This is a genomic window from Alteromonas sp. ABE4_545, assembly GCF_056161325.1.
In genome coordinates, this window is sequence record NZ_JBSWYY010000010.1 from 117,424 (window position 1) to 138,754 (window position 21,331).

Annotated in this window: 15 protein-coding genes; 10 read left to right on the forward strand and 5 right to left on the reverse strand. The window is 45.2% G+C overall.

Features of this window, described 5'->3' with window-relative positions; genetic code table 11:
• Nucleotides 1–37 precede the first annotated feature (37 nt).
• Together ACXAH6_RS11440 and ACXAH6_RS11445 are read right to left on the reverse strand one after the other, a co-directional pair.
• Nucleotides 38–3,055, reverse strand: coding sequence for a TonB-dependent receptor plug domain-containing protein (locus tag ACXAH6_RS11440; RefSeq protein WP_474876934.1), 3,018 nt, complete (start codon nt 3,053–3,055; stop codon nt 38–40).
• 459 nt (nt 3,056–3,514) lie between these two features.
• Entirely contained in the window at nt 3,515–4,144 is a 630-nt protein-coding gene (locus tag ACXAH6_RS11445) for a UPF0149 family protein (RefSeq protein ID WP_474876936.1), read from the reverse strand.
• 146 nt (nt 4,145–4,290) lie between these two features.
• Between ACXAH6_RS11445 and ACXAH6_RS11450 the strand changes: the two genes are divergently transcribed.
• A complete protein-coding gene (locus ACXAH6_RS11450; RefSeq protein WP_474876938.1) occupies nt 4,291–5,478 on the forward strand; it encodes an Nramp family divalent metal transporter in 1,188 nt (395 codons plus the stop codon).
• Between the two features lie 22 nt (nt 5,479–5,500).
• On the opposite strand, the gene ACXAH6_RS11455 is transcribed toward ACXAH6_RS11450, so the two are convergent.
• Complete coding sequence (locus ACXAH6_RS11455; protein WP_474876939.1) at nt 5,501–6,631, reverse strand: MalY/PatB family protein; 1,131 nt, start codon at nt 6,629–6,631, stop codon at nt 5,501–5,503.
• Between the two features lie 180 nt (nt 6,632–6,811).
• A complete protein-coding gene (gene typA / locus ACXAH6_RS11460) occupies nt 6,812–8,641 on the reverse strand; it encodes a translational GTPase TypA (RefSeq protein WP_474876941.1) in 1,830 nt (609 codons plus the stop codon).
• Between the two features lie 411 nt (nt 8,642–9,052).
• On the opposite strand from typA, the gene glnA reads away from it, so the two are divergent.
• The 4 genes from glnA (at nt 9,053) to glnG (ending at nt 13,726) form a co-directional block, all read left to right on the forward strand.
• Complete coding sequence (gene glnA, locus ACXAH6_RS11465; RefSeq protein ID WP_474876943.1) at nt 9,053–10,462, forward strand: glutamate--ammonia ligase; 1,410 nt, start codon at nt 9,053–9,055, stop codon at nt 10,460–10,462.
• A gap of 100 nt (nt 10,463–10,562) precedes the next feature.
• Nucleotides 10,563–11,105 (forward strand): DUF4124 domain-containing protein, encoded by a 543-nt coding sequence (locus ACXAH6_RS11470; RefSeq protein ID WP_474876945.1) that lies wholly within the window; start codon nt 10,563–10,565, stop codon nt 11,103–11,105.
• A 129-nt stretch (nt 11,106–11,234) separates the two neighbouring features.
• Complete coding sequence (gene glnL, locus ACXAH6_RS11475; RefSeq protein ID WP_474876947.1) at nt 11,235–12,317, forward strand: nitrogen regulation protein NR(II); 1,083 nt, start codon at nt 11,235–11,237, stop codon at nt 12,315–12,317.
• Nucleotides 12,314–13,726, forward strand: coding sequence for a nitrogen regulation protein NR(I) (gene glnG / locus ACXAH6_RS11480; protein WP_474876949.1), 1,413 nt, complete (start codon nt 12,314–12,316; stop codon nt 13,724–13,726). Before glnL ends, glnG begins: the two co-directional genes overlap by 4 nt.
• A 69-nt stretch (nt 13,727–13,795) precedes the next feature.
• On the opposite strand, the gene ACXAH6_RS11485 is transcribed toward glnG, so the two are convergent.
• Nucleotides 13,796–14,926, reverse strand: coding sequence for an HD domain-containing phosphohydrolase (locus ACXAH6_RS11485; protein ID WP_474876950.1), 1,131 nt, complete (start codon nt 14,924–14,926; stop codon nt 13,796–13,798).
• A gap of 190 nt (nt 14,927–15,116) precedes the next feature.
• Between ACXAH6_RS11485 and ACXAH6_RS11490 the strand changes: the two genes are divergently transcribed.
• From ACXAH6_RS11490 to ACXAH6_RS11510, 5 genes are all read left to right on the forward strand, one after another.
• Entirely contained in the window at nt 15,117–15,842 is a 726-nt protein-coding gene (locus ACXAH6_RS11490) for a 1-acylglycerol-3-phosphate O-acyltransferase (RefSeq protein ID WP_474876952.1), read from the forward strand.
• 32 nt (nt 15,843–15,874) lie between these two features.
• Nucleotides 15,875–16,258: a ribonuclease E inhibitor RraB gene (rraB, locus tag ACXAH6_RS11495; RefSeq protein ID WP_474876954.1), complete on the forward strand. Its 384-nt coding sequence runs from the start codon at nt 15,875–15,877 to the stop codon at nt 16,256–16,258.
• Between the two features lie 173 nt (nt 16,259–16,431).
• Nucleotides 16,432–17,136 carry a choice-of-anchor H family protein gene (locus tag ACXAH6_RS11500; protein ID WP_474876955.1) on the forward strand — a complete coding sequence of 235 codons (705 nt, stop codon included), beginning with the start codon at nt 16,432–16,434 and terminating at the stop codon, nt 17,134–17,136.
• A 164-nt stretch (nt 17,137–17,300) separates the two neighbouring features.
• Nucleotides 17,301–18,584: an ABC transporter substrate-binding protein gene (locus ACXAH6_RS11505; RefSeq protein WP_474876957.1), complete on the forward strand. Its 1,284-nt coding sequence runs from the start codon at nt 17,301–17,303 to the stop codon at nt 18,582–18,584.
• A gap of 19 nt (nt 18,585–18,603) precedes the next feature.
• Complete coding sequence (locus ACXAH6_RS11510; protein WP_474876959.1) at nt 18,604–21,294, forward strand: ATP-binding protein; 2,691 nt, start codon at nt 18,604–18,606, stop codon at nt 21,292–21,294.
• Nucleotides 21,295–21,331 lie beyond the last annotated feature (37 nt).

A 21,331-nucleotide genomic window follows, 5' to 3' on the forward strand; every position in this document is an offset into this window, starting at 1 on the left:
GCTTCCAGAGTACATGTTTACAAAAATATATTACCTATTAAAAAGTATAGGTAATATTGGCAAACGCCCTACGACCTAAGTTGTCGTATTGCGAATAAAGTACCGCATTACCAGTAGCTCGCACTGCTGATGGAGACACCATCGGAGGTTCTTTATCGAACAAGTTGGCGATACCCAACGTGACGTTAAAGTCTTCAAATGTCATGTTTCCAGAAACAGTGTGGTACACAGTAAACGGTGTTTCAGCTACGAAAGTCACGTCCTCACCTCGGTAGGTGGTTTCATTTGAATCATTGTAATATTCGTAGTCGTTTGTTTTGTCGAAGTAGTTCATTGTCCACGTTACGCTCCAATCTTCTTTAGAGAAGGTAGCGGCAAGACGACCAACGTGCTTCGGATAACCAATTTCACCAACGTAGTTGTTTGGATCACTGTCGGCAAATAGTTGATATTTAGTTTCGATTTGGTTTGTGTGTTCCCAAACTAGACGAACGTCACCAAATGAGAACTCATCTTTATAAGTGAAGTTAAAATCGATACCGCGTGCAGTTTGTGTCGCAACGTTAACATAACCTGCATTTACACGCTCGATACCGTAGTTTCCGTTGGTACCATCGTTACGAGTAAACAAGTTACATAGAGGCTCGTTTGCAAAATCTTGCGAACGATAACACGTGCCAAGAATGTTGCTTGCGCTCAATGAAGCAATCTGACCTGAAATAACAATGTCGTAATAGTCCATTGAGAACGCGAATGTATTTTCAGGGCTTGTGAATACGAAACCAAGACCTTCAGCTACAGATGTTTCAGCTTCTAGGCCTGTTTCCGCGCCACCACTGGTTCTTACTTCGATACTGCTTGTACCAGTACCGTCATAATCTAGTGGAACGCCGTCAGCTTGACAGTTTGCGTACACAGCTTCGCTCACGTTACCCGCTTCATATTCAGCGCCATAGTCATAACATGGATCTGCAGTTTGTCCTGAGAAGCCAGTTTGACCTGCCAAATACAACTCGTACAACGCTGGAGAACGGAAAGATGTACCGCGAGAACCACGAATGGTAAACATCTCATTGATCTGCCATGACAAACCAACTTTAAACGTGGTATCGCTGCCGTAAGTTGATACGTCTGTCCAACGACCAGAGGCCGTTAGCGCTAGGTTTTCAACCATTGGCAAGTCTGACAAAATTGGTACACGTACTTCACCGAAAATAGCACGTTGGTTTTGATCACCAACAGTACGACTCGCACTTGTTAGACCCCAAGAGTTACCATTTGAGCTGTTTTCGCCTGGCTGGTCATCAATTTTATCTGTTTGATAAGACGCACCTACCGCTAAGCCAACTGTACCCGCAGGTAAGTCAAACAAATCGCCTGAAATAAAGCCTTCAAGTGTTTGTTGCTTGTACGTGGTTTCACCTTTGTCATAACCGAACAAGAAGTTACGTACTTCATCAGAAGGGCTTCCGTAAAGAAGCATTGGGTCTAACCAGTTCACATCAACACATGTTTTGCCAGAGAACTCGGTAGATTCACCACTACAAGACGTTCCGTCAACTAGGTGTTGTTGTGCCATTAGCATAGAGTCACGGAAAATGACTTTTGACTTGTACTCACCTTTGTTGTGGCTGTTCTGGTAAGAAACGTTCCAATCCCAGAAACCTAATGTGCCTTCTAGACCCGCAACAAAGCGAGTGTAGTCAACAGTAACATCATTACCATAGTGATCCGTTAAAGCCACTGGCATGATATAAGTGTTACCTTCCGCACCGTGATAAGAAGCTGGTAGATAACCCACATCACCGGTCCAGAATTGACGGTAACCATTGGTCTCTGTGCTACGGCTTGAGTACATAAACTCACCGAACGCAGAAATGTCGTCTGTTAGCATGTAATCACCTTGAACGAAAAGCGCAGCGGTTTTCGTTTCAGGGATCATTGTTTCTTTGTCAGTAAACGGGTGTTGAGTGTGATATAGACCATCAGACTCTTTGTCATAACGAGCGAAATAGTAGTTATTTAGCGATCCGCCTCGTAAATCACCGTCTTGTGTCCAGGTGTCATTGATAGCTTGGTAGCCATTCGCTGCCATGAAACCATCATAATCATACATACCACGGGCAGAGCTGTTTCCATCACCAAACAATGGGAAGTTAGTTGCGCCAGCGTTCGATAACCATAAGCCATAACCCGTATCGTTACAGTTGTACTTACCTGTGCGAGGATCGATAGGATCGGCACGCGAACCGTCTTGGTTATAGTACAAGCGTTCTGAACACGCGTAGAAATCGCGGTCACCACGTTGCAACTCTTTCTGTACCGTGTAATCACCTACGACTCGAACTGAACCACGGTCAAATGATTCACCAATAGAGAAGTTGATACGACGACGCTCACCGCCTGACTCAAACGGTTGGTTTACGTCAACAGAAATAGTTTTTTCATCACCTTTTTTAGTAATGAAGTTAATTACACCCGCAACCGCGTCTGAACCGTAGAGTGAAGACGCACCGTCTTTCAAAATCTCAACACGTTCAATTGCTGATACTGGCAATGCGCTCATATCGAACGAAGACACAGCACCACGTGTACCAGCAGGACCAGCACGACGACCATTCAATAGAATTAGCGTACGTCCTGCACCCAAACCACGCATAGAAATAGTTTCTGCACCAACACCACCGTTAGTCACATAACCATTTGATAATGCAGATGTGATTTGGTCTGAACCAGCAGCTACCGTACTTGTACGTAGTAGCTCACCCAAAGTAGTAATACCTTGTGCGGTTGCTTCTTCAGCAGAAATAATATCGATTGGGATCTCACTCGCGAAGCTATCCGAGCGGATACGAGATCCAGTCACCTGAATGCGTTCAGCTTTTTCTTCTTTTGCTTCTTTTGCAGCCTGTTCTGTCGTTGTTGATTCAACTTCACTGACCTCAATATCTTGTGCTTCTTGAGCAAAACCTGGCGCTGACGCCAAGAATGCTGAACCCACACCAGCCATCAAGATTGATCGAATCGAACGAGAAAGTAACGTATGTTTTGTCATAATGTTTCCCTGAGTTACTTACTTAATCTTATCTTTTAAATAGATTAGAATTTTTATTTTTGATCGGACAGGGAACTTATTCATCCCTGAACGAAGCGTAAGAAAAGCACAGTTTACGCTACTTTACAATCCTTACCATTGAGCAAAAAACGGCCAAATAAGAAAATCTTAATACCTAATATATAAGGTTTTTATAAATAAGGAATACGTGAATTAATTACAAAGCCTTTAAATATAAGGGCTTGGAAGTGCCGTAAGTACACTGCAATGTACCAACTTTAGTCTAATGTTCGAAAAATAATTGAAACGATGAAAAGTGTATAAAAATCTATACACTTTCATTCTATTTAAGCGAATAATTTTTCAATATGAATGAACTTTTCCGTACTAACGACTATCTACCCTAATTGTGAAATAAAAGTTTAAAATGCACTTTTTAATCACAACTACTACTGGTCGTTATTGCTTGAAAGTCTCGAATTGATTGGGAAGGAAAGAAGCGAGCTGATCGGCAAGATCAACATATTCTTTTAACATTTTATTTCTTTGCTGGGCGAGAACAGGCAAATTTCGTTCAAATTCAGGCCGTTTTTCGTTCGACATAGTCGATAAAGTTAATTGGGTGTTTGCCATAGTACTGAAATATTTCAAACACCTACTGAGACGAGTAGCCATTGATTCCTCAAGGCTTTGCTCTTTCTCTTCAGCTAGCCCCCAAGCCTTACTCCACGTGGCCTCCAAGCGCTGATGGCCATGTAAAAGCCCGGTCAAAAACGCCTCATATGCTTGTCTTTCTGCTGGATTTTCACTCCATGCATAATCAGTTTGTAACAAAATATGTCCATCGCGCATATTCGCTAAGTGATTGCGTAGTCCATCCATCAAACCTGTCGCTAATTGATCAGTTTGCTGTTCAGAAATAATCCCAGTTCCTTGAGGCGATGAGGATACTAACCAAGGCATCCACATTTCAGGCATTGGAATTTCCGGTGCCGCAGCAATCGCAAATAGCGTACCTTCGGCCATAGGCTGCGACGGTAACAAGCTTACAAACACTGGATGACAAAATAATGAATCAAATTCAGTCATAGCATAATGAACCGCTGATTGAGAATGAGCATAGTGTACTGAACATACTGAACTTTTACACAACTGATTGTATTGCGAAAACGAAACGCCTCCCTTAAGCTGATTTGCTTTCCCATTCAAACGAAAACAATAAAGGGGCAACTCAGATGGCTAAGGACAAAAGTGGCTTTATCATTGCGGCAGCATTTATAGGGCCAGGTACAGTAACAACCGCCAGTGTCGCAGGTGCTAACTATGGCATGCATTTGGGTTGGGCACTGCTGTTTTCCATTATTGCAACCATGGTATTGCAGGACATGGCAGCCAGACTCGGCCTTGCTACCAAAGCAGGGTTAGCTGAATCAATACGCCATCAACTCAAGCAGCCGGCAGTCCGTTGGCTCGCGCTTGTACTGATCGCCTGTGCTATCGGGGTGGGTAATGCCGCTTACGAGTCAGGCAATATAACAGGGGCAGCTATTGGCTTAACGAATTTACTAGACCTTGGTGTTGGCATTTGGGCGTTGATCATTGGTGTCATTGCCGCGGTGTTGTTAACTTCTGGGCACTATAAACTTGTCGAAAGTGCGCTAGTCAGCTTAGTCGGCTTGATGGCAGTAGTATTTGTGGTGACGTTTTTTGTCGCGTCACCAGACTGGCAAACTTGGCTTGCTCAATTGTTCTCACCTCAATTGTCTACCGACACCATAACTACCACCCTTGCGCTCATTGGCACTACTATAGTGCCTTATAATTTGTTCTTACACGCGAGTTTAGTCGCCGACGCCACCAACAGCACCAACCCAAGCGATATTCATCGGCAGCGAAAGCAATCTGCCATTGCCATTGGCTTGGGCGGTATGATCACGCTGGTTATTATGAGTACGGCAATGATGAGCTTCTTTCAACACGCTACCACGTTAGATGCCGCTAATTTAGCCGCGCAACTTACCCCACTGTTAGGTGAAAATGCCAAGTACCTATTTGGCGTAGGACTTTTCGCAGCAGGCCTCACCAGCGCAGTCACCGCACCTATGGCAACAGCGTATGCCCTCTGTGGTGTAATGAATAGACCCGCAAAACTCGATCAGCCCTTATTTAAAGGTATCTGTCTTGTGGTGATTGGACTAGGTGTCGCATTCGCCAGCTTGGGCATTAAACCCTTAATGGCGATTGTATTTGCTCAGGCAGCCAATGGCCTTCTTTTACCTATCATTGCATTGTTTTTGATTGTGGTGATGAACCGTTCAAAAGCACTAGGAGAGTTGAAAAATGGATGGTTCAGTAATGTCGCAGGATGTGCTGTAGTTTTATTGGTAACCGGGCTTTCAGCGTACAAACTTTGGCACCTCTAAGGTGCCAAAGTCACTGCACAACTTAAGCTTCTAACCTGTCGAGGATGGACGTTAACATAGCCTTGCTACAACCATAATTAATACGGAAGTACTCTGGCGCACCAAAATCTACACCGGGTGAAGGCCCTATACCTTTATTCTCGCACCACTGCTGTACATTAGTTACACCTAATTCTGACGCATCAACCCAAGCTAAAAACGTGGCTTCAGGTGCTAACACTTTCAAGCCCGGCATAGCATTAATACGTTCAACTAAGTAGTCACGGTTCTCTTTAAGGTACGCTAACTGCGCATCTAACCAGTCGTCACATTCTGTGAAGGCCGCTTGTGTTGCCACTAGTCCTAACACATTCACCCAAGGTACAATACCGGCTGCCGCTTGGGTAAAAGCTTGGCGTAGTTGACGGTTCGGAATAATCGCAAAAGACGTCCCCAAACCCGCTACATTAAATGTTTTACTCGCCGCCATGAGCGTAATGCTGTTGTCTTCAAGGTCGGCTTCTCGCCCAGCAGGAATGTGTTTCAAGCCTGGCTCTACCACTAAATCACAGTGAATTTCATCAGAGCACAACAACACATTGTTGTCGTTACAAATTTTTGCAATTGCCGCTAACTCTTCTTCGTTTAGCACCGAGCCCACTGGGTTCATCGGGTTGCACAAAATAAAGAGCTTACACTGGGGATCTGCAGCTTGGGTTTCTAATTCATCGAGATCTAGCGTCCATCGACCATCCACTTCAATGGTCGGAATATCCACTCGCTCTAGCCCATTCAATTTAGGAGCGGCGAGTAAGGGCGGATAATTCGGTGTTTGCACAATCACTTTGTCACCTGCCTCACAGTAGGCTTTACACACTGTGTTGAATGCAGGTACTACGCCTGGTGTCCAAACCAGCCATTCAGCGTCGATATCCCAATCGTGTTTGTCTTTCAACCAACGCTTCACCGCGTTCACCGCTGGCGCGTGTTGCGCAGGCAACGAATAACCTAGAACACCGTGCTCTACTCTTGCCTGTAATGCATTTAAAATGGGGTCTGCGCAACGAAACTCGGTATCAGCAACCCAGCAAGGAATGATGTCTTGGCCTTCGTATTTTTGCCATTTGAACGACCAAGCATGACTGCGGTCTGGCGTATTATCAAAATCAAACATCGTTTTTCCTTTTTCATGACAACTTTTATTTGCCCAGTGTACTCACCACAATAGTTGTTGACCAGACCTTCTAGGTCAAATGGTAGATTTACTCGTTATTAGGTATTTTCATTTGTAGCAGATTGTAGCAGATACAAAAAAGGCCGGATAAACCGGCCTTTTAACAATCACTTAGTATTTTTATGCTTTTGAACGAGACGCGCGTTTACGGTCGTTCTCAGTGAGCAATTTCTTACGAATACGGATGCTCTCTGGCGTAACTTCTACTAATTCATCTTCATCGATGAACTCAAGCGCTTGCTCCAAAGACATCTTAACAGGTGGAACCAATGTTTGTGCTTCGTCAGTACCAGAAGCACGTACGTTAGTCAGCTGCTTACCTTTCAATGCGTTTACGGTTAGGTCGTTGTCACGGCTGTGAATACCGATGATCATACCTTCGTACACTTCAACACCGTGACCGATGAACAAGCGACCGCGCTCTTGAAGGTTAAACAAAGCATTGGTCAATGCTTTACCGTTTGCGTTGGCAATCAATACACCGTTTTTACGCTTGCCGATAACACCACCTTTGTGCGCACCATAGTGATCAAAAGTGTGATACAACAAACCAGAACCAGATGTCATTGTCATGAAATCAGTTTGGAAACCGATCAAGCCACGGCTCGGGATCATGAAGTCCATACGAATACGGCCTTTACCATCTGGCGACATGTCAGTCATTTCTGCTTTACGCAAACCTAACTGTTCCATGATTGAACCTTGATGTTCTTCTTCGCAGTCGATGGTCAATGTTTCAAACGGTTCTTGTAACTCGCCATCTACTTCTTTCAAGATTACTTCTGGACGAGAAACCGCTAGCTCGTAGCCTTCACGACGCATGTTCTCGATCAAGATACCTAGGTGAAGTTCACCACGGCCAGAAACGCGGAATTTGTCCGGGTCGCTGGTTTCTTCAACGCGCAATGCTACGTTGTGTACTAGCTCGTCTTGCAAACGCTCTAGAATGTTACGTGAAGTAACGTACTTACCTTCTTTACCTGCAAACGGTGACGTGTTTACTTGGAACGTCATAGTTACAGTAGGCTCGTCTACAGACAACGGCGGCAATGCTTCAACTGTATTCACATCACAAATGGTGTCAGAGATTTTAAGCTCACCCAAACCAGTGATCGCGATGATGTCACCAGCGTTCGCAAATTCTACTTCATGACGCTCTAGACCAAGGTAGCCGTATACTAGACCAACTTTACCTGTGCGCGTTTTACCGTCAGCAGTCACTACAGTCACTTGCTGGTTAGGCTTAACACTACCGCGCTTGATACGACCAACACCAATTACACCCACGTATGAGTTGTAATCAAGCTGAGAGATTTGCATTTGGAATGCGCCGTTCACGTCTGCATCTGGGCAAGAAACCTGTTCGATAATCGTCTCGAACAATGGCGTCATATCAGTACCTGTTACATCTGAGTCGTGAGAAGCCCAACCGTTTAACGCTGAAGCGTAAACCACTTGGAAATCAAGTTGTTCATCAGTTGCACCTAGGTTGTCGAACAAATCAAAGACTTGATCCATTACCCAATCAGGACGAGCACCTGGCTTGTCGATTTTGTTGATAACAACAATTGGCTTCAAGCCCTGTGCGAAAGCTTTTTGCGTTACGAAACGCGTTTGTGGCATCGGACCTTCTTGCGCGTCAACCAATAGCAATACAGAGTCAGCCATTGACATTACACGCTCTACTTCACCACCGAAATCGGCGTGTCCAGGAGTGTCTACGATGTTGATGCGGTAATCTTGGTAGTTGATTGCCGTGTTCTTAGCAAGAATGGTAATACCACGCTCTTTTTCGATGTCATTAGAATCCATGACTCGTTCTTGCTGCTCACCGCGACTTTCCAATGTGCCAGATTGTTGTAATAGCTTATCAACCAAGGTTGTTTTACCGTGGTCAACGTGCGCAATGATTGCGATATTTCTTAATTTACTGATATCAGTAGTATTCATGGGAATAGAACCTGTAATACGGCACACCGGCCAAAAGCTCTTTCGCGGTGATTGCCGTACAAAGAGACGTGTTGAATAAAAACGAGCGCGGATTGTACAGAAAAACGAATCAGTTTGCGCATCTTTTTTTCATGCTAGCGGACAATATTTTTCAGCCCCCCTTCATCTCAGTGTCACAAAGGCAATGTAATGCTATTGGAACAAAAAACGTGTGACAACACACAAAATGCACCATAATAATGCATCACGCACCAAATAAGGGTCTCATTTTTGAACACTCGCTTCTATGCCGCCCGATTTATAAGGCTTAGCCGTGTAAAAATAGCTGGCATGAATATAGCTTGTGACTTTCCCATCTGTACGAATGACCTTGTCATTCTGCATTTTTAAATAAAAAACCTGGAGGACACGATGTCAATTGAAAAGGCATTAGAGCTGATTAAAGAAAGCGAAGCGAAATTTATCGATCTACGCTTCACTGATACTAAAGGTAAAGAGCAACACGTATCTATCCCTGCTTCATGTGTTGATGAAGAATTCTTCGAAGAAGGTAAAATGTTCGATGGTTCATCAATCGCGGGTTGGAAAGGAATCAACGAATCTGACATGATTCTTATGCCTGATTCAACAACAGCTGTCGTTGACCCATTCGCTGAAGAAGCGCAGGTTAACATTCGCTGTGACATTCTTGAGCCTTCAACTATGGAAGGTTACGAGCGTGATCCTCGTTCTGTTGCTCGTCGCGCAGAAGAGTATTTGAAATCAACTGGCATCGGCGACACAGTTTTCTTCGGTCCTGAGCCAGAATTCTTCCTATTTGACGACGTGAAATTCCACACTGATATGGCGGGTTCTTTCTTCAAGATCGACTCTTCAGAAGCCAAGTGGAACTCAGGTGAAGACTTTGAAGGCGGCAACCTTGGTCACCGCCCAGGTGTTAAAGGCGGTTACTTCCCAGTGCCTCCAGTAGATTCAGCTCACGACATCCGTGCTGCAATGTGCTTGGTAATGGAAGAAATGGGCTTGGTAATCGAAGCTCACCACCACGAAGTAGCCACTGCTGGCCAGAACGAAATCGCTTGCGAATTCAACACGCTAGTTAGCAAAGCTGACGAAATTCAAATCTACAAGTACGTTGTACACAACGTAGCAAATGCTTACGGTTTGTCTGCGACATTTATGCCTAAGCCTCTTGTAGGTGACAACGGTTCTGGTATGCACTGTCACCAATCTATCTCTAAAGATGGCGTAAACATCTTTGCAGGTGACAAGTACGCAGGCCTTTCTGATGAAGCGCTTTACTACATTGGTGGTATCATCAAGCACGCGCGCGCAATCAATGCTTTCTCTAACGCATCTACTAACTCGTACAAGCGTTTGGTACCAGGCTTCGAAGCACCAGTTATGCTAGCTTACTCAGCGCGTAACCGTTCAGCTTCTATCCGTATTCCTTACGTAACTAGCGATAAAGCGCGTCGTATCGAAGTACGTTTCCCTGACCCAACAGCTAACCCTTACCTAGCGTTTACCGCTATGTTGATGGCTGGCCTTGACGGTATCAAAAACAAGATCCACCCTGGCGATTCAGCGGATAAAGACTTGTATGACCTACCTGCAGAAGAAGCAGCAGAAATCCCAACTGTTGCAAGCTCTTTGGAAATGGCACTTGAAGCACTTGATGCTGACCGTGACTTCCTTAAAGCAGGTGGCGTTATGACTGACGACATGATCGATGCGTACATCGACCTTAAGTCTGAAGAAGTGACTAAACTTAACATGTCTACTCACCCTGTTGAGTTCGACATGTACTACAGCGTTTAATTCACTTATACGCAAATATACAAAGCCCGCAAATGCGGGCTTTTTTTTGGCTTCAATAAGGCTTATAACTATAAGCAGCCTGAGCCAACACAGAGCCGCTATGCTTTCTACGCTAACACAAAAAACGCGATTCACTTTACCTATCACCGCTATGCTGTTCACTGTTTTCAGTAGTCTCTGCGCTGCCCAACAGATTTATAAAGTCAAAAAAGAGAATGGCGATATTGTGTTCACCGACATGCCTGCTGCAAATGCCGAAGTGGTAGATCTAGACACTATCAACACAGTGGCAATGCCTGTTACAAAGCCTGCACCAATGAAGCGCGTAGTAACCTCCTCGCTCCCCACCAATTTAGTGCTTACCATTGTTTCGCCCGCCCCAGAAGCGACCATTAGAAATAACAATGGCGTGGTAAAAATACAGGCAAAATTGTCTGATAATGCCAAAGGTAGGTATGAATTGTTGTTAAATGATCAAGTTATCGAACAAAACAGCACAGGGGTATTTTCCCTCAAAAATCTCGACCGAGGCGCCTATCAATTTTCTGTCCGATTTATTGATAATACGGGCAAGACTCTTGCATTGACTCAGCAACAGACTTTTTATTTACACAAAGCGTCAGCGTTAATCCCTCCTAAGTAACGGTCGATATTAGCGCACCCCTCGCACCAAGTGGGTTCAGCGCATTTGACTAAATAAAAGTGTCTCCCAGATTAAAAGCAAACTACACTAACATGCACCATAAGAGTGCAGACAGGAGACGTGACCGGCATGACAGCCGAATCATTCGATAATCAGAATTTGCTCGATAGCTTAAACACAGCATTAGTGGTCATCGATCCCGAGCTGCATATTGTTTATGCCAATCACGCAGGACAAGCTTTGTTCGAAACGGGCACGAAACAGTTGTATGGGCATCCCCTTTACGACTTTTTCATTCCGGGCGTTATCGACAAAACGCGTCTAAGAGCAGCCATTCGCCGCGGTGAAGATTTTACCGAGAATGAGGTGCGCTTAATATTCAAAGAAGAACGAGTCGTACTGGCCGACTTAACCGTGACCAATTTAAGAACAGAAGTTGGTCCTCGCTTGCTGTTTGAAGTGAAGAAAATTGACCAGCAAAAGCGAATTTCACGCGAAAACCAACAATATGCCCAACACTTTGCCGCCAGAGAATTAGTTCGTGGTCTCGCCCATGAAATTAAGAACCCTCTTGGCGGTATTCGCGGCGCAGCACAGCTACTTGAAAAAGAATTGGTCACCGATGATCAGAAAGAATTTACCCAGATGATCATTGAGCAATCAGACCGGTTGCGCAATCTGGTCGACCGTCTGCTCGGGCCAAATTCACTGCCGCGTTTTGAAAGCTGTAACTTACATCAAGCGTTAGAGAAAGTGCGTAGCTTAGTTAATGCAGATACTAGCCGTGCCATTACTATTGTACGCGACTACGACCCAAGCATTCCCGATGTATGTATTGATCAGGAAATGATTCAACAAGCCGTGCTTAATATTGTGAGAAACGGTGTACAAGCATTATGTGAGTCACGTACCCCATTCCCGCAAATTCGCTTAGTAACGCGCGTTGAACGGCAAATGACAATTCACGGTAAACGCCACCCGCTGGTTGCAGTATTGAAGATCATCGATAACGGCCCCGGCATTCCCACCGAAGTTCGCGACACACTTTTTTATCCAATGGTCAGCACTAAAGACACCGGCAGCGGCTTAGGCCTATCTATTGCACAAACGCTGATCAATCACCACGACGGAAAAATAGATGTAGATAGCCGTCCTGGTCATACCGAATTCTTACTCTATCTACCGATCGACAGAAAGGAGTCGAAACAATGAATACTGAATCCGTATGGATTGTTGATGACGATAGCTCTATTCGATGGGTGCTACAAAAGGCGCTGCAAGCAGCGAATATTGCCTGTCAGTGCTTTGAAAATCCGCAAGATTTATTACTGCAACTAGAAACGGGTCAAGCGCCCGAAGTGGTGGTTTCAGACATTCGCATGCCTCAAATGGACGGCATGACTTTGCTGACCGAAATTCATCAATCTCATCCTATGATCCCAGTGATCATTATGACCGCCCATTCCGATCTCGATAGCGCGGTAAATGCTTATCAAAGTGGTGCATTTGAATACTTGCCCAAACCATTTGATATTGATGAAGCGGTTTCTTTGGTTCAGCGCGCCATTATTCACGCTCGCGAACAGAGCAGAACTAACTTAGTACCGGCGGCTGAGTCGCAAACAGAAATCATTGGCGAAGCCCCTGCCATGCAGGAAGTATTTCGCGCAATTGGCCGTTTGTCTCGCTCTTCGATCAGCGTATTGATTAACGGGCAGTCGGGTACGGGTAAAGAACTCGTCGCTCACGCACTTCACCGCCACAGTCCCCGCGCAGCCAACCCCTTTATCGCGTTAAACATGGCGGCAATACCCGCTGATTTGGTTGAATCTGAACTGTTTGGGCATGAGAAAGGCGCATTTACCGGCGCTCAAAACGCCCGTCAGGGGCGCTTTGAACAAGCCAATGGCGGCACCCTATTTCTAGACGAAATTGGCGATATGCCTCTTGATGTGCAAACGCGCTTACTGCGCGTACTAGCAGACGGCCAGTTTTATCGCGTGGGTGGGCATCAATCTGTGACTGTCGATGTGCGTATTATCGCCGCTACTCACCAAAACTTAGAAAAGCAAGTGGCTGAAGGCAAATTCCGGGAAGACTTGTTCCACCGTTTGAACGTTATTCGAATTCATATTCCAGCACTGGCCGAACGTCGAGAAGACATTCCACTTTTGGCCCGTCACTTCTTACGACTGGCATCTAAAGAATTAGACGTAGAAACTAAAATTCTGAGCAAAGATGCAGAAAAAATGATGACCCACTTACCTTGGCCCGGCAACGTGCGCCAATTGGAAAATGTCTGTCGCTGGTTAACTGTGATGGCAAGTGGGCAAGAGGTGTTACCCAGTGACCTGCCGCCTGAAATTCACTCTGAAGGCAGTATTGATAAACAGGTAACACAAACCGGTGATTGGCCTGATTTGCTTGCCACATGGACCGACAAGCAACTCAGAGAGGGGCATCACAACATTTTAAACGATGCCATGATGACGTTCGAAAAAGTGATGTTAGAGCGCGCGTTGCAATACACTCATGGTCATAAGCAAGACGCGGCCAAGCGTTTAGGTTGGGGGCGCAACACCCTTACTCGTAAATTAAAAGAGTTGGATATTAACGCTTAGTCTTTCACTGCTATAAAAATAAGGGCGGCTGGGTTTACACAACTCCAGCCGCCACTTCCTCATTACATTCTATTTCTTCAACAGCTTCGCCATTGATAAATTGAAATGGCGCATCCACTTAGCACAAAATTGTCCTTCAGCCTGATGATTAATACTAATCACCGCTTTTTTCTTCGGCATGGGCGTAACTTTATTGTGCGCTCTCGAATGCGTGAGGGCGTCGAAGGTATCTAAAATGGCCAGCAACTTAGCCCCTTCGCAAATATCCTCTTCTTTCAAGCCAAGAGGATAGCCAGTGCCATCAATGCGCTCATGGTGCTGCATAACAATTTTTCGTGCCACATCCCATTGGTCCAAGTGTTCCAACAAACGTGCACTTTTATACACGTGAGAACGCATTAAATTAAACTCTAGGTCGGTGTAAGGGTCTTTTTTGTGTAGAATTTTCACTGGCATAAAGGCCATGCCAAAGTCATGCACATAACACGCTACGGCAAGTTGGTCATCTTCTATTGGGCGTCCAGCGGCGTGGTTAACATACATAGCGAGCTTGGCGATACGGTCACCTCGGCCAGCCCAGTAATTTGAGCGCCGTTCGATAATTTGCATCATTTCTCGGAAAAACAAAATATCCATTTGTTTTTCCGCACTTAAGGCTTTGGGTATCCCCGTATTGGCTAATGTTGCAGGTGGCTTTTTGTGCTCGGCTTCTTCGTGTTCGTCGACATTGTCCAAATCAGGATTTAACAGCAACACCGCGTCGGTCAAAAACTTGTCGTGATCGCCATGGTTTTGCGGCGTAATTCTCGCAATGGCTAAACAAAGCTGTTCATACAACTGAGCGTCATATTCAGCTTGGCCCGCCTGCATAATGGCTTCCACAAAGCCCTTCACTCGGTCCATGGTGAGCAACACCAGGTCACTCATGGTTGAGGTATAAACAATTTCGCCTTTACGCAGAAAGTCGAGCAAATCTTCCACTCGCTGTAGCAAAGGAATTAACGGCGAAAAGTTCACTAGGCCTAAGTCGCCTTTGATAGTGTGAACAGAACGAAATAACGCCCGCTGAAGCTCGTTGTCTTCAGGCTTTAATTCGAGTTCAATTAATGTTTGCTCACTGGCCTCATAGAGCTCATTAATTTCTTCCATCAAATCATTAAGGATATCGTCTTCTGTTTCTTCTGGAATAAATGTCTGCATGGAAGATAACCAACTTCTTTAATTTATCGCTTACCGCAGTTTCACTGCGTTTTCGAACGTCGTCATGATATTAGTATATAGTATAGGGCTGAATTCGATTTGAATACTGAATTTTCTCAGCACTGATCGGAGATCTCTAAAGCCCGTCAAAAGGTATACTGCCCGACCAAATTTAGCCTTAAGGAATATTGTGTTAGCTGCTTTACGTATTGTTGCTGTTCTCGTCGCTTTTTTGCTTCTTAACTTCCTCATTTTAATTGTGTGTATTCTACGACCTTTTCATCGAGACAATATTCACTTCGGCGGAAAAATGTACGCGCAAATGGCAAAATTACTCGGGGTAAAAGTGGTGGTTAGAAAATCAGACGCCGTGGAAGCCAATACGCCCTATGTTTTTATTGCCAATCACCAAAACAGCTATGACATTATGACCATTTGCAAGGCCGCACTTCCCGGCGTTGTTACCATTGGTAAAAAGAGCCTCAAGTGGATCCCGGTATTCGGGCAAATTTACTGGCTCACAGGCAATATCATGATAGACCGCAATAACTCAGGTAAAGCACGGGATACGCTAAAATTAGCGGCGAAAAAAATGCACGAGCAAAAAAAATCGGTATGGATATTCCCAGAGGGAACACGCAGCAATGGCAAAGGATTATTACCATTTAAAGTTGGCGCGTTCCGCTTAGCACAAGCAACCAAAGCCCCACTCGTCATGGTTACAGCGAGTAGTCTACACAATAAAATTAAGTGGAATCGATGGAACAACGGTGTTGTGCTAATTGATATAGACGCGCCAGAAATACTCGATGATTCGCGTTCAGCAAAAGGCTGGATGGCTCATTATCACGAGCGAATGAGCGAAAAATGGCAGGAATTGGACGCACAGGTCGCTGAAATCGAAAAATCGCGTTAAACTGGGCACAAATAGTTTATAGAAGAGTACGTATGTCTCAGTTTGAAGAGCGCGAAGAATGGTACGCGTTTAGCCAAGAAACCATTGATGCTTTACTCGAAGACGGCAGCCAAGCTGACGCCACCTATACCATTGAGCACCATATCGCCAGCGATGATTTCGACGTTTTAGAAAAAGCAGCGGTGGACGCGTTCAAAGCAGGGTTTGAAGTGACCGACGCAGAAGAGTTGATGCTGGATGATGGCGATACGATTTTTTGCTTTGACGCCATTGTGGAGCGCCCGTTAAACCGTGAACAACTAGACAAAGACGTAGACACGCTACTGAAAATCGCAGATAAGCACGATGTGGTTTACGATGGTTGGGGCACCTATTTTATGCCTTTAAGTGGTGACGACGAAATGCTCGACAGCTAACCCTCATCAATCTTCCCAAACGCCTGCCTTCTAGTCAGGCGTTTTTGTTTGCAACTCGCCTGAAAACGCGAAACTGAACAGAGGTTCAGTTAACCGTTAAATACCTTTCAGTTTTCGTTCATGTCAATTTGCCCACACTGAAAATGTCAACGAGGAACGATTGAGAGGGCAACATGAAAACCACACTTATCCAAATTACCACCGCAAGTATCTTCAGCCTTGTAATGGCATTTTCGGTAGCAAGCGCTGCAACCAACACCGAAGTACAACGCGAAGAACGAGCACCAGAAACCGACCAACTACCAGCGTTAAAAAAACAGGCCAGCAACACGCCACCAAATGTAGAAGATATTACCCACGTTGCTCGTCATCAAAGTTTACAATATGACTCGGGGGACTTCTGGATCTACGACACTTATATCGACTACAACGTAGACTTTGATTATGACGGCTATTACTCAGCATTCACCTTGGCTCTCGATGCCGATACCGTTTATAGCAGCGCGCCCGTTTACTTTATTGCCTACATTGGCGATGGCGACTATTTTGACGCCTTCCACGTATCTTCTGTCTTTTACTTAAATGGCGACACAACCGGAGACACATTTTATTTGGACAACACCTTGTTGGCGGGCTACCCCTCAGGCGACTACGAAATATTGGTAGAGCTATACGATGCGTATGATGATACGCTGGTTGCATACGCTGATGGGTACACTGATAACGATTTGATGTATGTACCGTTAGAAAGTGATGACTACGAATACCAGCCCAGCGGCACTGTTGTTGTCGTTGAAGAATATGGCGGTAGCTTACACTGGCTGATGCTAATTGTGTTGGGCGGTATAGTGGCTACAAGAGTAACACGTCGGCACTAAACGCTATATTTAGAAGCAAAAAAGTAAAGGCAATGGCGTAAGGCGATTGCCTTTTTCACTTTTGCGCGCAAGTGATCCGACAACGATTTAAATTTCTCATTTTTTTCAAACTCTTTTCAAATCTGTGCCAAACTATAGGTTGCTAAAAATAGGTTTTTCACGATATGCCACAGGATGTTACTAAAAAAGCCGGTATAAAAAGCAGTAGTCGACGCACGCTGTTGAAAGGTGCTGCCGCATCGGGGCTCATCGCCGGTGTTGCCCCTTTTGCCATAGGCCAAAGTAAACCCGTTCTACGTGTAATGGGAACCCATGTTACTTTGCAAGAAGCCTTGCGTAAAAAGGCCAGTGAAGATCTTGGGCTCACCATTCAGTTTGAACCTAAAGGCAGCGCGGCAGTATTGCAAAAAGCCTCAATGATGCCCCACAGTTTTGATTTGTACGAGCAGTGGTCTAACAGCATTAACGTACTGTGGCGCTCTAATGCCATTCAACCCATAGAGAAAAAGCGCATTCAATATTGGGGAGAGATTAACGACCTAACCAAGACGGGGCAAATTGCTCCGGGGGCACACATTGGCGCCGGAGATGCGCCACATAAAATTATCAATGTTCAAGCCGATGGCACTTTGGGTACCAAACACACCGACTACGTGAGTTTTTTGCCCTATGTTCACAATGTCGATTCATTTGGCTACAACACGCAAACCTCTCCCCTAACCGACCCAAAAGAAGAAAGTTGGGGTTGGTTACTCGACAGTCAATTTTCGGGAAGTGTGGGTATTGTGAACGACCCCACAATTGGTCTGTTCGACTTGGCGCTGGCCGCACAAGCCAAGGGCTATATTACGTTTCAGGATATCGGCGCGATGACACGTGTCGAGCTGGATAAACTGTTCAGTATTTTAATTGAATTAAAACAACTGCAGCACTTTAGCGGTTTTTGGACCTCTGTGCCTGAATCAGTGCTGTTTATGCGTAACAACCGCGTGATTATAGAAAGTATGTTTTCTCCGGCTGTTTCAGCACTCAATGGAGAAAATATCTCGGTAAGATTTGCCGCCCCCAAGGAAGGATACAGAGGTTGGCATGGCGTAATGTGTTTGTCTTCCAAAACACGAGGGCGTGTGAAAGATGCAGCTTATGAATATATGAACTGGTGGTTATCAGGTTGGCCGGGCGCTTTTATCGCGCGGCAAGGCTATTATATTTCTAACCCCAGTCGCTCGGCAAAGTACTTGAGTCAATCCGAATGGGATTATTGGTATCAAGGGTTGCCCGCAACAGAAGCCTTAAGAGGGCCAGATGGAAAAATTTCTGTGCAAAAAGGGCAACAACGCACAGGCGGCAGTTACGAGCAACGATTCGGGAATGTTGCCGTGTGGAATACGGTCATGCCCACTTATGAGTACAGCTTGCAGAAGTGGTATGAATTTATTACGTCATAACGGGCAATAAGGCAGGTCAATGCTTTCATCGATACGCATACAACTAATATTAGTGCTAATGATGCTTATTGCTTTGCTGTTGGTGCAAGGGATATTAGCTCGTACTAACCAAGCGCTCATTACCTCTGGTCTAACCGTAACCAGCCAAGCCGTGATCGACGTAAGCATGGTAAAAGAGCTTGAGCGCGATGTGGTAGATTTACAACGCAACGTACTCATATTTAAAGAAACAGCAAGTCAGTCTGCAGTGAATCGATTTGAGCGCTTAATGGCATCTATCAACTCTAGGCTTGCCGCATTGCAAAAGTCTACCCTCGACAATATCCCCGCCTTTGAAGACAGTGATCTGCTACCGAGAATGAGAGAGCACCTCGACGGATATCACGAGAATTTTTCGATCGTTGTTGATGCGCGAGCCAGACGAGAGCAACTTGGGCAACAAGGCACCTTGTCAGATCTCCTCTCGGTCACTCAGCTGTTATCAAACGCCCCTCAAAACAATGATAAAGAACACATTTTTATCGACAGCATTAGATTGCACGTGTCTGCAGCCGAAGCCGCTGTATTACAATATATGTTAACCCCCGATCTAACGCTCATTACCGCCTTTAAAACCGCGGTAGCCAACGCTCGCACAGCACTGGCGCCCTACACTCAACAAGCGTACTACGAGGAAATTGACAATAAACTCAACAGCGCATTGATTAGCTTCAACGAGCTAACGCAGATCATCCAAGGCAATTTGTTTCTGGTGAACGTGGTAATGGCTGGTTCAGCCAATGAATTTTTGTACCTCAGTGGAGAGCTTGCCAATGTGGTAACCGCCAATGCCAATAGCGTGAGACAAGACGCTCATGATGCCGCTATTGCAGCACAGAATAACGTGGATGTTTTCTCATTTTTTGGTATCTCACTGGCCATCCTCATTGCGATCTTTTCGGTCAACCGAATACTCGTTCCCATACGCTCGATTACTGACGTATTCAGAAAGTTAAGTCAGGGTGAAGAGATTGAAAGAGTACCAGGGCGGGATCGCAAAGACGAAATAGGTCAGCTAGCCAAAGCAGCGAATATCTTCCACGACAAGAATCAGCAAACTCAACAATTACTGGCCAACGCTCAAGAGAGTAATACGCGATTAGCGTCGTTGAACCAACAATTAGATGATGCACGTTTACGCGCCGAAAAAGCCACCGCTTCGAAGAGTATCTTTTTAGCCAATATGAGCCATGAAATTCGCACTCCGATGAATGGCATCATAGGGCTGTTGGACCTTGCTCAACAGCAGCCCATGTCTGAAACATTAGCGAAATACTTGGAAAAGGCGGCCCACTCCGGCCAAATACTCATGAGTGTTATCAACGATATTTTGGACTTCTCAAAAATAGAAGCGGGCAAGCTGGAAATTGAAGAAGTGAACTTCTCCCTGCATTCGATCTTCGATAATCTATTAGCGGTTATTGCTATGCGCGCCGAAGAGAAGAACCTTGCGGTGAAGCTGATATCAGACCCCAATTTGCACAACGAATTCATTGGAGACCCGCTGCGTATTTCTCAAATACTCATGAACTTGTGCACAAACGCGGTTAAATTTACGCATCAGGGTACTGTAACCATCAAATTCAGCTTGCAAAAAAACGACCGCCCTGACCTTTCGAATCTTGTTGTAGATGTGTCTGATACCGGCATTGGTATGAGCCAGGCCCAACTTGACCGTATTTTTATTCCATTTACCCAAGCCGAAGAATCGACCAACCGGCGTTTTGGCGGCACGGGATTAGGCCTTACGATTGTGAAGCAATTGACTGAACTGATGCACGGTACAGTTGAGGCCAGTTCACAACCAAACAAAGGCAGCCTGTTCCGCGTGAGCTTTCCACTCAGGCACGCGCAACATTGCACCACCATACTGGCGGCCATGCCTCGCTTACCAGACGACACCAGTTATTACACTCAACGTCCACTGCTGCCCAGCGTGTACAGAAAAGCAATGAATGTGCAGCAGGTGTCTGGTACACCTACAGACGTGATTAATGCGATTAACTCGTCTACCGTTATCGTTGAAGTATCTAGTTATCAAGACTTCAAAAATATTCTCGGAGACATTACGCAATTACAACATCAGGGCAAACAAGTGGGCGTTATTACCAATACGTTACCAGCCCAATTGAGTGCGAAAATAACCAACCTGTGGCAAGGCGCACTGCTGATCCATCCGTTTACCCCTGCGCAATTAACGCATTTCTGTGAGGTATTGGTAGGCACAAAGAATCACACAATGCTAGGCACACGCCAGCCTCAAGAAGACCACGTGAAGCTGGAAGGACATGTGCTGCTAGTTGAAGACAACAATATTAATCAAGTGGTCACCGGCGAGATGTTATCAACATTGGGGTTAACTTTTGATATTGCTGAAGACGGAGAGCAAGCGGTCACAAAAATCAATAATTCGCCAGCCTACGACTTAATATTGATGGACGTGCAAATGCCTGTGATGGATGGGTTTGAGGCCACACGCACCTTACGCAAACAAGGCTTTGACAAGCTCATCATTATGGGTTTATCTGCGAATGCAATGAAAGAAGATCACGAACTCGCCTTAAAAATGGGTATGGATGATTATTTAACGAAACCGATAAAACGGCACAACTTGAGAGAAAAGTTGATGAAGTACTTATCACCAGTTACATCGCACGAATATAACATTTAGCAGTTGCGTTTTTTACAGACAAAAAAGGCCGGTCACT